The organism is Sphingopyxis sp. H053 (assembly GCF_001468225.1).
Lineage (GTDB): Bacteria > Pseudomonadota > Alphaproteobacteria > Sphingomonadales > Sphingomonadaceae > Sphingopyxis.
Genome location: NZ_LNRU01000003.1, coordinates 70,630 through 86,526 on the forward strand (window position 1 = coordinate 70,630; position 15,897 = coordinate 86,526).

Annotated in this window: 13 protein-coding genes; 6 read left to right on the forward strand and 7 right to left on the reverse strand. The window is 60.7% G+C overall.

The genetic code is table 11. The annotated features are described in order from the left end of the window. Nucleotides 1-62 precede the first annotated feature (62 nt). The gene (locus tag ATE70_RS25615; RefSeq protein WP_231744499.1) at nt 63-527 is read left to right on the forward strand and encodes an SDR family NAD(P)-dependent oxidoreductase; all 465 of its coding nucleotides are present in this window, start codon (nt 63-65) and stop codon (nt 525-527) included. A gap of 209 nt (nt 528-736) precedes the next feature. Then, nucleotides 737-2,500 carry an N-acyl-D-amino-acid deacylase family protein gene (locus ATE70_RS06215; protein WP_058537093.1) on the forward strand — a complete coding sequence of 588 codons (1,764 nt, stop codon included), beginning with the start codon at nt 737-739 and terminating at the stop codon, nt 2,498-2,500. Between the two features lie 97 nt (nt 2,501-2,597). Here ATE70_RS06215 and ATE70_RS06220 read toward each other — a convergent pair whose 3' ends face one another. The 5 genes from ATE70_RS06220 to ATE70_RS06240 all read right to left on the reverse strand — a co-directional run bounded on the left by ATE70_RS06220 (nt 2,598) and on the right by ATE70_RS06240 (nt 8,285). After that, nucleotides 2,598-3,062 (reverse strand): Lrp/AsnC family transcriptional regulator, encoded by a 465-nt coding sequence (locus ATE70_RS06220; RefSeq protein ID WP_058537094.1) that lies wholly within the window; start codon nt 3,060-3,062, stop codon nt 2,598-2,600. Then, entirely contained in the window at nt 3,059-3,526 is a 468-nt protein-coding gene (locus ATE70_RS06225; protein ID WP_054586677.1) for an Lrp/AsnC family transcriptional regulator, read from the reverse strand. Before ATE70_RS06225 ends, ATE70_RS06220 begins: the two co-directional genes overlap by 4 nt. A gap of 135 nt (nt 3,527-3,661) precedes the next feature. Further along, entirely contained in the window at nt 3,662-4,741 is a 1,080-nt protein-coding gene (locus ATE70_RS06230) for a phosphotransferase family protein (protein WP_058537095.1), read from the reverse strand. Nucleotides 4,742-4,749: 8 nt separating this feature from the next. After that, entirely contained in the window at nt 4,750-7,203 is a 2,454-nt protein-coding gene (locus ATE70_RS06235; protein ID WP_058537096.1) for a TonB-dependent receptor, read from the reverse strand. 440 nt (nt 7,204-7,643) lie between these two features. After that, nucleotides 7,644-8,285 carry a TetR family transcriptional regulator gene (locus ATE70_RS06240; RefSeq protein WP_158213701.1) on the reverse strand — a complete coding sequence of 214 codons (642 nt, stop codon included), beginning with the start codon at nt 8,283-8,285 and terminating at the stop codon, nt 7,644-7,646. Nucleotides 8,286-8,736: 451 nt separating this feature from the next. Between ATE70_RS06240 and ATE70_RS06245 the strand changes: the two genes are divergently transcribed. Further along, nucleotides 8,737-9,744: a DUF7064 domain-containing protein gene (locus ATE70_RS06245; protein WP_058801215.1), complete on the forward strand. Its 1,008-nt coding sequence runs from the start codon at nt 8,737-8,739 to the stop codon at nt 9,742-9,744. A 122-nt stretch (nt 9,745-9,866) separates the two neighbouring features. Here ATE70_RS06245 and ATE70_RS06250 read toward each other — a convergent pair whose 3' ends face one another. Further along, on the reverse strand, nt 9,867-11,003 hold the full coding sequence (locus ATE70_RS06250; RefSeq protein ID WP_058537097.1) for a phosphotransferase family protein: 1,137 nt from the start codon (nt 11,001-11,003) through the stop codon (nt 9,867-9,869). 383 nt (nt 11,004-11,386) lie between these two features. Here ATE70_RS06250 and ATE70_RS25130 point away from each other — a divergent pair, with 383 nt between their 5' ends. The 3 genes from ATE70_RS25130 to ATE70_RS06265 are packed head-to-tail and all read left to right on the forward strand — an operon-like array spanning nt 11,387 to nt 14,562. After that, entirely contained in the window at nt 11,387-12,394 is a 1,008-nt protein-coding gene (locus tag ATE70_RS25130; RefSeq protein ID WP_058537098.1) for a DUF7065 domain-containing protein, read from the forward strand. Beyond that, on the forward strand, nt 12,391-13,521 hold the full coding sequence (locus tag ATE70_RS06260; protein ID WP_058537099.1) for a phosphotransferase family protein: 1,131 nt from the start codon (nt 12,391-12,393) through the stop codon (nt 13,519-13,521). The genes ATE70_RS25130 and ATE70_RS06260 overlap by 4 nt, the downstream gene beginning before the upstream one ends. 39 nt (nt 13,522-13,560) lie before the next feature. Then, on the forward strand, nt 13,561-14,562 hold the full coding sequence (locus ATE70_RS06265) for a DUF7064 domain-containing protein (protein ID WP_058537100.1): 1,002 nt from the start codon (nt 13,561-13,563) through the stop codon (nt 14,560-14,562). Nucleotides 14,563-14,758: 196 nt separating this feature from the next. On the opposite strand, the gene ATE70_RS06270 is transcribed toward ATE70_RS06265, so the two are convergent. After that, entirely contained in the window at nt 14,759-15,856 is a 1,098-nt protein-coding gene (locus ATE70_RS06270; protein WP_058537101.1) for a phosphotransferase family protein, read from the reverse strand. Nucleotides 15,857-15,897 lie beyond the last annotated feature (41 nt).

The following is a 15,897-nucleotide window of genomic DNA, read 5'->3' on the forward strand; positions in this document are numbered from 1 at the left end:
CGGCATCATGCTCGACACGCCTTGCGACCGCTCCTCTCGACGATCTGAGAAGGCAATATCGGATCAATGTCGAGGGTCCGTTCATGGGGATGCAGATGGCACTGCCGCTTTTGTCGATGCGTCGTCAGGCGGACGGCACGTCAACCGCCGCCATCGTCAATATCTCATCAATCTATGGGACGGTGGCAGGGGACCGTTATGCCGCTTATAGCGCGAGCAAGGGCGCAATCCGTATGTTGAGCAAGGCTGTCGCGGTCGAACTGGCCGAGCGTGCCGTAAGAGTGAATACAGTGTTGCCGGGTCCGACGGCAACCAGGCTCGGCGCCCATCACGAGAGACCTACCGCCGCGAACGGCGAACCAGCGTCGGTGGAGCAGGTTGTTGCCGCATGGAACAGCAAGATTCCCGTGGGCCGGATGGGCAATGTCGATGACATCGCGCCGTTGGTCGCGTTCTTGGCAAGCGACGGCGCACGCTACATCACGGGTTCCGAGTTCATCGTCGATGGTGGCTACACCGCGGTTTGAGCATCCCGTCGGCGCATCGGCCTGCCCCTTTCGCGCAAAGGGAGGGTCGAAACGCCATCAAGACAGTCCAGACCGGCCATGACATCATTTCCCATTATATTTGACTCAAGTGTGGATCGCATAATATAGATACGCGCATCATTTTTGTCGAATTTGAGAACCAAAGGCCGACCATAATGTCGAGCAACACAGAGAGATGGGAGAATGGGATGCCTAAGTTTGACACGCTCATCAAAGGCGGCACGATCGTCGATGGCACGGGCTCGCCGCGGTTCGTGGGCGATATCGGAATCAAGGACGGGATCATAACGGACATTGGCGCCGGGATCAGCGGCGACGCGAGCGATGTCATCGACGGCACCGGGAAGATCGTCGCGCCGGGGGTGATCGACGCCCATACGCATTATGACGCTCAACTGCACTGGGATCCCTATGCCACAAACTCTGGCTGGCATGGCACCACGACAATCGGCGTGGGAAATTGCGGTTTTGGCTTTGCCCCCTGCCATCCGCAGGACCGGGAGCGCTACATGCAGATGATGGAGACCACCGAACAGGTTCCCGTAAATGCGATGCGGACAGCGCTCGGCTGGGACTGGGTCAGCTTCCCCGAATGGATCGAGCATCTCAAGCGGGTGCCCAAGGGGGTCAACGTCGCCAGCTATGTTCCCCTCAATCCGCTCCTAATCTATGTGATGGGCCTCGAAGCAGCGAAAAGCCGTCCGGCAACTGCGGAAGAGCGGGAGCGCATGAAGCAGGAACTGCACGCCGCCATGGACGCGGGCGCAATCGGCTTCGGCTTTTCCTACCAGGGCGAGCATAACACCCACATCGACTGTGACGGCACCCCGATGCCGAGCGACACGATGAGCCGCGAGGACATTCTGGCGCTCGCGGAAGTGCTTCGCGAGCGCGGCGAAGGCTCGATCCAGGCCCTCGTCGATACCCCGGGTGCGCGCTTCGGTGAGATCGCGCTAGAGGTTGCACGGGTGTCGGGCCGGCCCGTCCTTCACAATGTCGTCATCGTCAACGACTTTCTGCCCACTTATCATGAGGAAGTCCTCGCTCTGATCGACAAGGCGCGGGAAGAGGGGCTGGAAATCTTCACCCAGACCCTGACCACGCGCGGCTGGAACGAATTCAAACCGATGGACTGGGATATCTGGAACATCATTCCCGAGTTCCGCGAATTCACCTTCGCGGGCGATCGCGCGGCAAAAGTCGCAAAAGCGGCGGACGAGGATTATCGCACGCGCTTGCGCAACGTGTACAGGCCTGAACTGCTCGCACCGGCCGGCGGACCGCTCGAGCATTATGTCCTGAACGACGCTTGCGGCGTCGCCCCATGGAACCAGTATGAAGGCAAGTCGGTCGGCGAAATCGCGGCCGCCGTTGGCAATCGGCCCACGATCGACGTGTTTATGGATATCGTGGTCGATACCAATGCCGACAGCGATTTCCTCGTGGCCGAAGGCATGAGCTTTGACGACGAGAAAGTCGCACAGGTTCTCAAACATCCGTTCACCATTCCGGGAACCTCGGACGGCGGAGCGCATGTGAAATTCTGGGCTGGCGGTCAATATTCGACGGACGCGATCATCTGGATGGTTCGCGAGACCGGGTTGATGACGCTTGAGGAAATGCACTACAAGCTCAGCGCGGTTCCGGCAGAAGTGCTCGGACTCCACAATCGGGGCACGCTGGCAGCGGGGCAAGCGGCCGATCTTTTCATCTATGACTATGAGGCGCTCGACTATCCGCGGCTCAAATATGAGATCGCCCATGATCTTCCCGATGGCGACTGGCGGCGCGTCTGCAAGCCCCAGGGCATCGAGCGGGTGATGGTGAATGGCGAGACGACCTTCGTCAATGGCACCGAGTGCACTGGTGCGACACCGGGCCGACTGGTCGGGTCGGGCGGCGCCGACATGGATGAGCAGCTGATGCATCCAATGGCGATCGCCGCAGAATGATAATGATTCTCCGGAAGGGGGCGCAGGCCGTCCCCTTCCACTGGGTCGCTAGTGCGGAGCCCGTGAGCCCGAGTCCCGGCACCTCGGCCGGGTGGGGTCAGCGTTTTCTGGAGACCAGGGCGATTTCGAGGTTGTGCTTGGCGACCGAGACGATCTCGACCGTTTCTACCCGGTGTACGCCGGATCGCCGCCGTAAATGCATGTGAATAATATCTGCCACGGCCTGACGACTTTGCGCCGCCACGAGCAGAACGATATTGAAGCGTCCTGTCATCAAGGCAGCAAAACTCACTTCGTCGAAACTGGCCATCGCCTCGACCACGTCGCGCGCCGTTTCGGGAGATGTCTGAACCCGCACCAGAACAGCGGTGGTCATTCCCAACGCGGCTGAATCAGCCACCGCCGTGATCTTCGCAGCGCCCGAATCGGACAGCTTCTTCAGGCGTTTACGGACCGCAGTGTCCGAGATACCCAACAGGCGCGCCGCTTCGCGGTTACTGATGCGCGCATCTTCGGCGAGGAGGCCAATGATACGCTGGTCCAGATCATCGAGGCGCATCATTCGGATCCCAGCTTGCCAAAGCGAGGATCCAGTTTCACGATCTCCAGCGCCGTATTGACCTCGTAGGAGGCGATGCCTTCGATCTTCGCAATCTGCTCGTCGACGATCCGCTGGAGCGCAGCGCCATCGGGCGCATTTATATTGGCGAAGATGTCCGGGCTGCTCATCGCCACCGAAACACTGGTGCATGCATCGAGCTTGGCGAGGTCTTCAGCGACATTTTCGGGCGTGCGGCCTTCAACATTGAGATCGACCAAAGCGAACACCGAATAACCCAGAGCGCGCATATCGCGCTGCATCATGACGCGCAGGATATTGGCATCTTCGAGCGCCCGGATCCGGTTCGCCACAGTAGGTTCGGAAACGCCGAGCGTTTCCCCGATGTCCTTGTTCGTTCTGCTCGGATTTTCCTGAAGCGCGGCAATGATCGCCCGATTGAGATCGTCGAGGATGTCGCTGCTCATGGATATCGCCCGTTTCCAGTTAGCCCGCTCCGGCGGATGCCGGCCGCGTCTCCGTATCGGTTGTCAGCGCAGCACGCCAGCCCGGAAGTTTGCTCGCAATTCCCGGAGCCGAGCACGGACTTGGGCGGCTCCGGCTTAACGGCCCTCCCCAACCGCCCAAATCGCTTCCATACCAGCGAGGAATTCATCGCGCAGACCATCGGGAAAATTGCGCGACATCGACAGTTGGACGACCAGAAGCGGCAGCGTCACCGCCCTGCGGAAAAACTCGAAATGCTCGACCCTGCGACCCGTCACGCTTTCATAATGGGCCACCCAGCTCGCGTCATCGGGAATCCTGGCGGCGACTTCGGGCGCCGACACGGCTCGATAATAGGAATTTGCCATACATTGCATGGCAATGTCGTAAGCCGGAGCAACGATACCCGCGAGTTCCCAGTCGATGATCGCGCGTACCTCGTCGCCTTCGAGCATGTAATTGCCGAGACTTGGATCGCCATGGATCAGCGCCAGGTCATCATGATGAATATCGGGCTGGTTCGCAAACAGCCAGGACCGCAACCGCTCGAGCCGCTCGCGATGCGGCGGCTGCACCCACTTGACGGTTTCCCAATACCAGTTGATATAGCGTTCGAAATGGGTCCGGCCCGCAGCCTGGCGAACGCAGGACGCGACCGCGCTGCTCTGCCAGTCGGCGCCATGCACGCTGCCCAGGGCCCGGAAAATCGATGCGATCCGCCGCTCGCGCACATCGGGCGCCGCGTCGCCGATCAGCCCGGCGCTGAAGGGCGACGCGTGCGCGACATCGCCTTCGACCTTCTCCATGATGAAGCCCGGCAGCCCGAGCACGGCGCCGTCGGGATCGATCCAGCGCGCGCGCGGAACCGCGAGGCCGGCATCCGCCAGACGCGCCTGCAGTTCATATTGCTGCCTGATGCCATAGTCGAAGAATATGCGCCCCTCGTTGCGGAGCGGTGCATAGCGCAGCACGAGCGGCTCGACCTTGCCCTCCAATATTGCATCGAACACGACAACACCGCTCGACGCGCCCGCATTGGCGCCGCCACCGCGAACATTGGCGATTTCCACCGGCCCCGCGATGTCCGGCTGCTGTGCCAGGAAGCGGGCAATGTCCGCCGGGTCTATGTCGGTAAAGTCCGGCTTGGTCGCCCGCATCACGCTCGCGATAACGTCCGGTTTCGGTGTCTCCGCCATCGCGCGCCTCAGTTCGCGCCGAGCTTCATCGACAGGCGGATGCCATAGGTCCGTGGCGGCGAGAATTGTCCGGACACATAGGCCCCCGTTGCCGCTGCGACGCGGCTGTAGGCATAAAGCTTGTTCGTGATATTCTCGGCGAACAATTGCGCCTGGAACCGATCGCCCGGCGACGACCAGCTCAGGCGGGCATTCAAGATCCAATAAGGCGCTTCGCGGGTTTGCGATTGGAAGGGCGCCTTCCCATTGAACACATCATGGAAGATTTGGCTGGTGTAGGCCGCTTCGCCCCGGAGGGTGAAGGCGCCGGCGTTCGCGGTCTCTATCCGCTGCTGCGCTCCGAAGTTGAGCTTCCATTCGGGGGCCCGGATAAGGCGGTTCCCTTTGATGTCGAGCGTCGCAAGGCCGAGCGGGTCCTGGAGAAGCTGGCTGCCATATTCGCTGTGGATCCACGAACCGGACCCATCGAGCGAGAATCCGGCAAGGCCGCGCGGCGCGAGCATATACTCGGCCTCGATGCCGTAAAGCGTCGCATCGGCGGCATTCCTGATCGTCGAGGAGTTGTTGAGATAGGTCGTGAACTGGATGTCGCTGAAATCATAATAGAAGCCCGCCAAATTGACGCGCAGCTGATTGTCGGCGAGCGTCGACTTGAGCCCGGCTTCGTAGGACCAGAGGATTTCGGGGTTGAAACTCCCCGTGCATTCCGCCGGATTGAACCCCCCGGCCTTGTAGCCCCGCGACACCTTTCCGTAGAGCATCGCGCGATCCGAGAGGTCGAAATCCACCCCGGCCGTTCCGGTCCACGCGGTCCAGCTCTTCTTCGACTGGGTTTCGCACAAGGCCGCAGTCGGTACGAAGTTGGAGTGGAGCCGCCGGAAGACGTCCTTTTCATCGCGCGTGTAGCGAAGGCCCGCGGTCACCCGCAACCGATCCGCGATCCGGTAGGTGACTTGACCGAAGCCCGCCAGCGAGGAGCTTTTCTGCTCGGCACCGAAGCCCAGAAAGGCGACGGGCGTCGGTTGCCCGCCATAAAGGGTATTGCCGAGCAGCGGATCGGACCCGAGGAGGAGGAGATTGGGGATGAGAGGCTGCGACAGGTCGAAGACCGGTGGCGGTGCCGCGGTGCCCAGGCTGGCGGAGGCAATGATGAGATCGCCGAGCGAGGGCAGATAGATGTCCGCTTTCAGACTTGCGCGATCGTGCAGGTAAAAGACTCCTGCGAGCCAGTCCAGCCGGTCGTCGAACGCCTTCCCCGAGATATTCACTTCCTGCGTGAACTGCTTCGAGGTTTGCTGGATCGGATCCTCGTAGAGAATGGCCGCACTGCTGCCGTCATTGTCGGTCTGGATGAACAATTTGCTGAACCGATAAGCCGTGATCGACTTCAGCGATACATTCCCGATGTCCCAGTCGAGTGTCGCACTGGCCCCGCGAAGATTGACTTCGGTCCGCGACGGAAAGTCATTGGCAATGCGGGTCGATTTGGTGGGATCGCCTCCGCGCAGCCCGGGCTCCGAGAGGCCAAACAGGTCGGAGATGCTTCGATTCCCCAGCAGCGCGAGGTCCGAGGGCGACAGGAGGCCGGGAATTCCGGCGAGCGCGGTTCCCGGAAGGGAGAAAATTCCGGTCGGCGTTTCGGGTGAGATGCTCGACGGCGTCGGGAGCGCATCGATGAACTGCTGTACCGCGGACGTAACCTGCCGTGACATGTCGCCGCGCAAGGTCAGCTTGATGTCGCTCGACGGCTCGATAAGCAGCGCAGCCTGGCCGCTCAGATGGTCGTTGGCATCGTACCGCTTGCCGTCGAAGACATTGAAGCGGTAGCCGTCTCTCCGGTCATATTTCACCGAGACCCGTGCTGCCACCTTGTCCGGCACGATCGCACCGGTTGCCCCGGCTTCCACCGCGACGCGATCGTAATTTCCATAAGTGAAGGCAAGATTGGCAGCCGTGTCGTAGGACGGTGGCTTGGTGATGTAATTGATCGTCCCGCCGGTCGAATTGCGACCGTACAGGGTACCTTGCGGGCCACGCAGAACTTCGATGCGCTCGAGGTCGAAGCTGGGGACGCTCTGGGCAAAGAGCTGACCCATGTAGACGCCGTCCTGGAACGTCGCGACCGTCGGCTCGCCGGCCGTAACCGTCAGGTCGGAGCCGATGCCGCGCATCGAAAGTTGCGAGTAGCCGGTAAGCTGGGCGAACACCAGCGACGGAACATTGTACTGCAACTGCTGAACGCCGTTGATCTGCTGCTGCTCCAGCGTCTCGGATGTGAAGGCGCTGACCGCAACGGGCGTGCGCTGGAGCGACTCGCTTCGCTTCTGGGCCGTGACGATGATTTCGCCCAGCTGCGACGGTTCGTCGGCCGCAGGCGCTTCGGGCGCCGTTTGGGCCCGCGCTGCCCCAGCCCATGCCAACACGCCGATCGACGCACAAAGTGCCAGTGCCTTGCTCCGCATTCCAATTCCCTCCAGGAAGCCGTCTCGCGGCTCGCCGTCGGCAGCGCTGCTGCCGCGTCGATGGAGCCTGAGACGCGATGATGAGGGGATGAGGCCATCCGCGATAGCGCGCGCCGATCGATGCATCTGCCCATCCGGTCTCTTGCCGTAGCGCATTGTCAGCCTCCTCCCATTGACCGCCGGAGATTGCCTCCGTGCATTCGCGACCCCGAAGGTTCGCGAGCTTCATAGTGGTGGCATCATTAGGATTAATGTCAACGCAAAATATATATACGATCGTCCATATAGTTATAATTCGACCTTAGAGCGCCATCAGGGGTTGGGGCAAGCTTCTCCCGCGGCGCGTTCCTGCGCCTTGCTGTTCCGGGCATGGCAAAAGGAGACGTACGGCACGGCCGACGCCTTCGATATCGATCGGGCCAGTGCTGACCGGCAGTCGGCTAAGTTGCGGGACGCAGGCTCTTCACCACGGCGTTGGCGAGATAATTCGAATATCCTTGCTTCATGGGCTCGTCGATCGCGCCGATGCCGAAGATATGCTGCATTTGATAACGGCCATGGAAGAATTGATCGCAGGCACCGACGATGTGAAAATAAAGATGAAGCGGATCGACCTTTGCGAAAACTCCCGAGGCCTGCCCTTCGGCGAGGATGTTCCGGAGAATCGTTGCCGCCCGCTTGCTGAACTCCTCCGCGATCAGCGGACCGTAGGTTTCGGGCTCTTCGGTGACGAGTTGGTGGGTCAGCGGGTTGATGAACGGGTAAGTGAAATAGCTGTCGATCATCCCGCGAACGAAGCCCGACAGCTTCTCTTCAGGCGACAATTGTCGCTGCGAGAAGGCATCGAGCTTTGATATGTCGCCGCCCAGAACCGAGCGAAGCAACTCCATCATCAGCCCCGCCTTGTTGCCGAAATAGTAGCTGATCAGAGCAGAATTGAGATCGGCCCGCCGTGCAATATCGGCGAGCGAAACATCAATTGATCCTCGCTCAACCATGAGATTGGCCGTTGCCTCAACCAGCCGATCGCGCGGCGGGGTTTCCGGCTCGGCTGTCTTGGCCCGTCGGCCTCTTGGTTTCATCGCAGGCGCCCTCATCGATCTCCCCAGCGCTTCCTGAATTCGGTCCTGTCGTGCCGACAGGACTCAAGCATACCAGCCGCACCGGCTTTAACAATGGCATAGCGACCGCCTGGGCCGCGCGGCGATGCCAGTATTGCACTTGGAGACCGCGGCGCAGTCTCGCAGGTAGACCAGGCTCGAAAATGGCTTGAGGCGATAAAAACATCTCATGCTCTGTATCAGCGGTTCCCCGAGCCGCTCCGTCCTCGCTTTGCGCCACATCGCAAGATTGCCCACCTGGAGCCCTTGGCGCGCGGAATGACCGCACCGCCGAGATGCAAACTTGTCATCATTTAATTAATCGAGTAATTTTAGGCTCGGACCGCGGCCGGCTCGATCCTGCGAAGATCGGGTTTTGATCCCGAATCCTGAGGCCTCGAGATGTTGAAGGTCAAAAATAGTGGAGAGACCGATGAGCCTGTATTCTGCGATTGATTTGCCCCATCACCCTGGAAATCATCCGTTCTGGCAGGAATCCTGGGTATTGGTGTTTCGTGATCCGGACACTGGCCTCGTCGGCTTCCTGCGCACGGGATCCTATGTGAATCAGAAGACCACGCAGACGCATTGGGGGATGGCATTCCCCGACGGAACCCGCTTCCGTCGCCACCTGCTCGACCGTCCTCTGGAGGCAGGCGATCGAACCGATGTCATGGCCAGTTCCGGAACGATGCGATTCACGATTCCCGATATGGAATATTGTCGCTTCGAGGCGTTCGACGACGATGCGGAAGCGGACCTGCGCATCTATGATTGGTATCCTTCGCAGGAATGGGAGGTGGTCGGAGGACCGGGTCATGGAACATTGACTTCGGGAGGCGACGATCATGGCCACCCGGAAAGCGCCGGCCGGGTGGAAGGCCGCGTCCGGATCGGCGACCGGGTGGTCACCATCGAGAATGGCATCGGCTACCGCGATCATGGCTACGGACCGCGCCCGCTACCGATGTTTCGCTCGGCGCGCTGGCATGCCGGCACGGTGGGCGAGAAGCTGAGCTACTCGCTGCTCACGATGCAGGCCGAGGATGGCGCCTTCGCCAAGATGGGCTATGTGATGCTCGATGGAAAGCGCGAGCCTATCCGGGATTTCCATACCGTCAATTGCACGCTGGGCGACGGCCTCTCGTCGATCGGCGGCTGGACTGTGGCGCAGCTCGAGAACGGCCAGACCCTTCGTATCGACGTCGAAGCTGTCGATGGCGTCGTGACTTCCACAGACCTCAACAATGGCGGTCCGAACTCTTCTCCGGCAGGGATCGAAGTTCTGTCTATCCCCAGGTGGCAAGGCCTGGAGGGCGTGTGCGATTTCAACATGATCGATAATGCCCATCGCGGCAATCAGGCGGTGTCGCACCTCTTTCTCGCCAACACGAACGACGGAATTTCCCAGCGGGGATTTGACCCCTCCTGGCTCCGCTAAAAAAGGCAGGCGACCGCGTATGTAACTGCTGCGGTCGCCGCAGCCGCAAGGACTCGCGATCTCGCGAGCGTCGCAGTGCGGAGAGGACGCTCGGGGTCGAGCGAACAAGTGGACCCTAAATTTCAGTCGATCGTGCCCGACGGCGGCAGCAAAATCTCCAGTCCGACCCTGGCGGCCAAATCCGCGGCGATCTTCGGCCCGCGTTCGATGACTGGCAACAACTGGCGCAATATGGGCTCCGGGAAATGCCGGAACGTCAGCACGTTGATGACCGCCAGCCGATAGGCCGTAAACAGCTCGAAATAGGGCATGTTGCGAAGCTTGCGCCCCGACAGTCGCTCATATTCTGCAATCCGCTGCTGATAACTCAGCGTCCCTTCCAGAGCCGGGACATCATTCTGGATGATCTGGTCGCCCATTTGCGTGAAACAGACATCGCATTCGGGCGTCCCGAGAAAGCTCATCTCCCAATCGACCACGGCCGACACCGCAGTCCCGAGATAGAGATAATTGCCGAAGTTCGCGTCGCCATGACACAGGACCGTATCAATGTCGGCCGGCTCATTTGCGACGAGCCAATCCCGGAGCGGTCGCAGCGCTTCGAGATAGGGCTTGCAGTCGGCATATTCGAGCGAATCCCAATACCAATTTACCTCGCGCTCGATCGGACGCGCACCCGCCGCGCGCTTTTCCAGCCATTCGAGCCCGAGCGCCCGCCAGTCCAGCGCATGCACGCGCGCGAGCGCTTCGAGATAGCCCAGTTGCATCTCGCGCCGCGCTGCCGGCTCAGCGTCGGCGATGATGCCCGAAGTCATCCAGGTCATCGGCGCGCTCGCCCCCTCGACCATTCCCATCACATAGCCCGGGCGACCGAGAAGGTTGCCGTCCGGATCGAGCCAGATCTGTGGCGGAACCGGCACATCGGTGGCTTCAAGCGCGCGCTGCAGGTTGAACTGCGCGGTGACGTCATAGGCGTGGAACAGGCCGCGCGTCGGCATGAAACGCAAGACGAGACCCGACGAGCGCGGCTCGCCGTCTTCGGTCCAGCTTGCCTCGAACAGAAGAGTTCCGTTCGAACCACCCGCAGCTGTGCCGACTTCGCGCACGTTGGCGACTCGGACGTCCGAGACTCCCGCCTGCGCGCCGATAAACTGCATGAGCCGGTCGCCCCATTGATCGGGAGTGGTTTCGGCGAACCGCGCACCACGCTGATGCTTGACGATAGCTGCGCCAATCTGATCGACATCGAGTTCCGACATGACTCTCCCGTTTCTGTTCTGCCGCGCGGCCGGCTCTCGACCGCAGGTTGGCGCCCATCGCCCAGGCGGGATCCTCGGGCGATCATCCGCGGTGCTCGAACGATTGTGCCATGTTTCGTGACCGCAGACGACGCTCCCGCAACGAGGGCGAAGCACCATCGGGCCGATTGAGCAGCGAAAGTCAACGGATAATTAATTGAATACCTAAAAAATTCGTGGCGCGTGCCCGCTGCCCGCTCCTCCGCCGCAACGCACCGTTAAACCCGCCGCAGCAGCAGCCCTGTTGACGGCGAAAAGAAAATATAATTAGATGAGTAATTAATGAACGAACGATTCCCGGGTTTCGAGGAATCGCGCGCAATGCGCAATGAAGGGACGAGGCCATGGAAATTTCGAAACTGTCACCGCTGCCGGATGATGTCGAGCTTCCGCACGATCCTGGGGAAGATCCGCAATGGCAGGAAAGCATTGTCCTTGGCTGGGCCGATCCCTCCCAGGAAATCGGCGGCTTCATCCGGATCGGCCATCAACCGAACCTCGGCCTTACCCGGTCCTGCTTTGGCGTGACCTCGCGTAACGGGCTCAACTATTCCCGCACAGCTGAAGGGCTTCCCCTTCGCGAAGCCGACCGGTCCGTCGACACGTTCCATGCCGATGGTTTCCAGTCCGCCACATTCGGCGTCCGCTCAAGCCGGTGGCGTGCCAGCGACGAGAATGTCGATCTCGATATCCAGGTCCGCGATGTGCACGCACCCTATGATTTCTGGGACCTCACTGGCATGCGGAACGAAACGAGCCGCGTGATGGCAGCCAATCATCTCCAGGCCGGCGGCACTTTTTCCGGGTCCGTTCGGATCGGCGACGAGCCCGAGCGCGCCATTTCGGGCTTTACCTATCGCGACCATAGCTGGGGCCCACGGCACATGGATAACCCCAATGCCGACATGTATGCCGCCTGGTGGCTCGTGGGCTCGCTTGGTGAGGATTTTTCTTTTGGCTTCGGCGGCGGGCGTATGCGCTCCGGGCTCGAAAGTCTTTTCGGCTATATCGTAAAGGATGGCGAAGTGGACACCGCCGTGATCGAGGATGCGTCCGTGCTGATGGCATTTGACGGGCTATCCAATCGGGGCGGAACCGTCGTGGCCGTTTCGGAAAAATTTGGCCGGCTGACGTTCGAGGCCGAAGGATATGGCAATGTCTGGCTGGAACTTGGTCAGAAGCATTTCGAGATGGCGATGCCATGCACAATACGTTGCGGCAATCGCACGGGCGGTGGCCTCATCGACACGATCTTGAACCCACGCAATGGGACCGATCGTCCGACCTTCGTGGCGAGCGGCAGACTCGACAACGGTCTTTACCGCAGCCGGGCCGGGTTGAATCATCCATGAGCGGCTCGCAGACGATCGACCGCGAGGCGATGCGGAAAGGCCTTCAGGCCTGGTTGCGGCAGAAATTCGCCGATCTGGGCGACCTGACCTTGTCGCCCCTGCGTTTTCCCAGCGGCACGGGTAATTCCGCTGAAACGATGTTCGCTACCATGGCTTATGAAGCCGATGGCGAACATCGTGAACGCGCACTCGTCATCAGGCGACAACTCGCCGGGACGGACCTCTTCCTGGACGCCGATATCAGGCTGCCGCACCGGATGATGGAGGCGCTCGCGCTCCACCCCCATATTCCTGCCCCGCGCGCGCTCGGTGTCGAACCCGACCCGGCGCCGATAGGGAGCCCCTTCCTCGTGATGGAGGCGATCGAAGGACGGGTCGTTGACCAGGTGCCGAATTATAACGTCGAAGGGTGGCTCGCCGATTTGCCGATCGAACAGCGACGCGAGATATGGCTGCGAGCGATCGCAACGCTGGCGCGGCTCCACCGGATCGACTGGCGGCAAGGCTTTTCCTTTTTGGACGACAGCCAGCGGGGCGAACCCGGCATCGATCAGTTCCTTGCCTGGACCAGAGACTGGTATATCTGGGCCAAGGCTGGTCGCCGGCTCGAAGTTGCCGACGCCGCCCTCGACTATCTCATGGCAAACAAGCCCCGGGACACCGATGTCAGCGTCCTGTGGGGCGATCCGACACCTGCGAATATGATGTTCGGACCCGACCTCAGCGTAGCAGCCCTGATCGACTTCGAAATGGCTTCCCTCGGTCCCGGCGAAGCAGATCTCGCGTGGTGGCTCGAGGCCGAGGAAAATTTCTCGACGCTGTCGGGGGTAGCGCGGCTCGAGGGTCTGCCAAGCCGCGCCGAGATCATCGCCCATTACGAAGCCGAACGCGGTCGGCCGGTTGCCGATCTGGACTATTATTCGATGCTCGCCTGGTTCCGCATGAACATCGTGGGAATTCGCTTCTCGGATCGCCTCGTCGGCGAAGGGCGGATGCCAGCGGGGACGGACGTGCTGACAAACAATCCCGCGACGATGCTGATGGCGCGCAAACTCGGTATGCCGGACGCATCGCCGGGCGAAGGTTTCATGGCGATGGTCAATGGCATGGCCGGTGCGGGGGCGTGATCTTTAGTCATTACAAACAGAAAAGAAGGGATTGAGGTAATGGAAGCCGTGTTCTCGGATCATTGGGATTGCCCGCACCAGTTCAGCGACGAACCTAGCTGGCAGGAGAGCGATTGCTACTGGTTCTATGATGTCAAATTGGGCGTGGGAGGCTTCCATCGCATCGGCCAGAAGCCGAACAAGGGCACCGGCCAGCTGATGCTGTTCGTCTTCAAGACGGGCGGTGAACGATTTGTCCTCAACAGCGCCCCGCGCAACGAGGTACAATTGGGTGCGGACGCGCGCCAGTCCCGCAAGCAGGTCGTTGGCAGCCACACGGCCGAGGCTCTCGGCGACGGCAGGATGCGCTACACTTGGGACGAGCCTGAGTCTTCGGCTGATATCGAATTCTACGAGAGCTTCTATACACCGCGCAACTGGCCGTCGGGCAAGAATACAGAGCATTTCGAAGAAGCTACCAATTCCGATGGTCACCTCGAATGCGGCGGCCGCATTCGCGGGAAAGTCCGAATTGGCGACAATGAATATGAAATTGACGCTTTTGCCCATCGCGACCGGTCATGGGGGAAGCGAAGCGACAGCGCGCCCATGATGCACCGATATCGCATGTACACCGGCACCTGTGGTTCCGAACTCAGCTTCGCGGGCTTCTTTCTCGATTTCAACGAAACGACCCCGATGACAATGGGCTTCGTCGATCGCAACGGCAAGCAGGAGGCGATCACCAACCTGCGGGTTGCCGTGACCTTTGATTATGATGGCCTGACCCCGCTCGGGAGCATCGGCATCATGACGCTTGAGTCCGGCGAGCAGCTCAGGATCGAATCCAAGGTCGTTCAGGGGTTCCTCACACCTCTGCCGGCGATGGGCACATTCTCGCAGGACAATATCTCGACCTTTGAATATGGCGGGAAAACAGGGTTCGTCGATCTCGAAATGTGTACGAATCCTGGCCGGGGTTCATATATCCCGAACCAGGCGGACGTCAGTTTTCTTGCGATTGCCGAGGGGCTCAGCAAGGCCGAGGATTATATTATTTGAATCGACGTGGGTTGCCGGCGCCCGGAAAAGGCGCCGGCACGGCGACGCCCAGCCGGCAATCGCGTTTGAGAATGCGCGAAAGTGCCGGACCCGATGCTAATGATAGAGGGGCCGCGCAGCTGGCAAGCTGCGCGACCCCTGTCCATTGTGTTGCTTCTCGGGCCGGGTGCTGTCCGCCATGCCCCGATCCGCGGCGTCAATCGCCGTATATGCGTTTCGCGTTGGCGAGTTCGGCATGAAGGTGGGCGAGATAATAGGTCCAGACCTGTTCGAAGGCTGGCTGGAAGCTCCGCCCCGATAGCAGGATGCACTGCGTCTTGAAGAGAGGAAACAGTTTGAAAAAGTCATAATGTTCCGCCGGAGCGCCGGCCTCTTCCTCGAACCGAGCAAGATATTCTGCCTCGGTCGGTGTCCCGTCGACATGCTTGTCGAGCTGTTTCATCGTCTCGGTGAGGAAGACGATGAGCGCAAGGTCGGCCTCATTATGGCCGAGATAGGCGAGTTCCCAATCGAGCACCGCCGCAAGCCGCCCGTCGCGAAACATCACATTCGCGATCTGGGAATCGCCTTGTACAAGCGTTCCCTCGCGAACGGCTGGCTGGTGCGCGACCATCCAGCGGTGAGCCTCGACGATGGGCTCGAGCTTCGGATCGTCCGGCTCGGAGCTTAGCCTTGCTTCCGCGAGGAACCAGTTGAGTTCGCGTTCGATATCGGTTTCACCGCTGCCGCGCGCGAGCAGATGCGGCAGTTCGTCGCGTCCGATCGCCTCGCGGCGTAGGCGACCATGGAAGCCAGCGGCTTCAAGCATCATCGCCTTGCGCGCTTCCGGACTGACGTCGGCGAGCGGTCCCTTGGAGTACATTGCGGACGCGGGAGGCGTGCCCTCGATCCGCGCCATGACGAAGGACGGATAGCCGACAGCCGAACCGTCCGCGTCAAGCCATAGCGGCTCGGGCACGGGCAGACCGCGCTTGTATGCCGCGACGAGAGTCAGGAACTCGTCAGAAAAGCTCTTCTGCTTGATCATGGTCGTGCCAGGTGCGTAACGCGCGACCATGTCTTCCCGGCGACGCTCGCCGCTCCGCCCGAACTCGGCCGTGAACAACAGAATGCCGTTGCTGGCACCGGATGATTGCGGGACAATGAAATTGCTGAGCGTGACGGGGCCTTCGATGCCGGGCTGCGCAGCAATGAAGGCTGCCAGCCGATCTGCGTCAATTTCCGGGTAGCCCGACTTCGCAGCCGCGACCGACTTGTCGTAGAACCCCTGCAATTCTTCAGTTTCCGCACTCATTTCAAATCAACTTTCCGTGTTCAATATTCTTCGGCGACGGG

Excerpts from the sequence above, each read along its gene's own strand:
- ATE70_RS06230 (WP_058537095.1), bottom strand. The coding sequence starts at position 4,741 with ATGGCGGAGACACCGAAACCGGACGTTATCGCGAGCGTGATGCGGGCG.
- ATE70_RS06225 (WP_054586677.1), bottom strand. The coding sequence starts at position 3,526 with ATGAGCAGCGACATCCTCGACGATCTCAATCGGGCGATCATTGCCGCG.
- ATE70_RS06220 (WP_058537094.1), bottom strand. The coding sequence starts at position 3,062 with ATGATGCGCCTCGATGATCTGGACCAGCGTATCATTGGCCTCCTCGCC.
- ATE70_RS06215 (WP_058537093.1), top strand. The coding sequence starts at position 737 with ATGCCTAAGTTTGACACGCTCATCAAAGGCGGCACGATCGTCGATGGC.
- ATE70_RS06260 (WP_058537099.1), top strand. The coding sequence starts at position 12,391 with ATGAGCGGCTCGCAGACGATCGACCGCGAGGCGATGCGGAAAGGCCTT.
- ATE70_RS06235 (WP_058537096.1), bottom strand. The coding sequence starts at position 7,203 with ATGCGGAGCAAGGCACTGGCACTTTGTGCGTCGATCGGCGTGTTGGCA.
- ATE70_RS06270 (WP_058537101.1), bottom strand. The coding sequence starts at position 15,856 with ATGAGTGCGGAAACTGAAGAATTGCAGGGGTTCTACGACAAGTCGGTC.
- ATE70_RS06245 (WP_058801215.1), top strand. The coding sequence starts at position 8,737 with ATGAGCCTGTATTCTGCGATTGATTTGCCCCATCACCCTGGAAATCAT.
- ATE70_RS06265 (WP_058537100.1), top strand. The coding sequence starts at position 13,561 with ATGGAAGCCGTGTTCTCGGATCATTGGGATTGCCCGCACCAGTTCAGC.
- ATE70_RS06250 (WP_058537097.1), bottom strand. The coding sequence starts at position 11,003 with ATGTCGGAACTCGATGTCGATCAGATTGGCGCAGCTATCGTCAAGCAT.
- ATE70_RS06240 (WP_158213701.1), bottom strand. The coding sequence starts at position 8,285 with ATGAAACCAAGAGGCCGACGGGCCAAGACAGCCGAGCCGGAAACCCCG.
- ATE70_RS25130 (WP_058537098.1), top strand. The coding sequence starts at position 11,387 with ATGGAAATTTCGAAACTGTCACCGCTGCCGGATGATGTCGAGCTTCCG.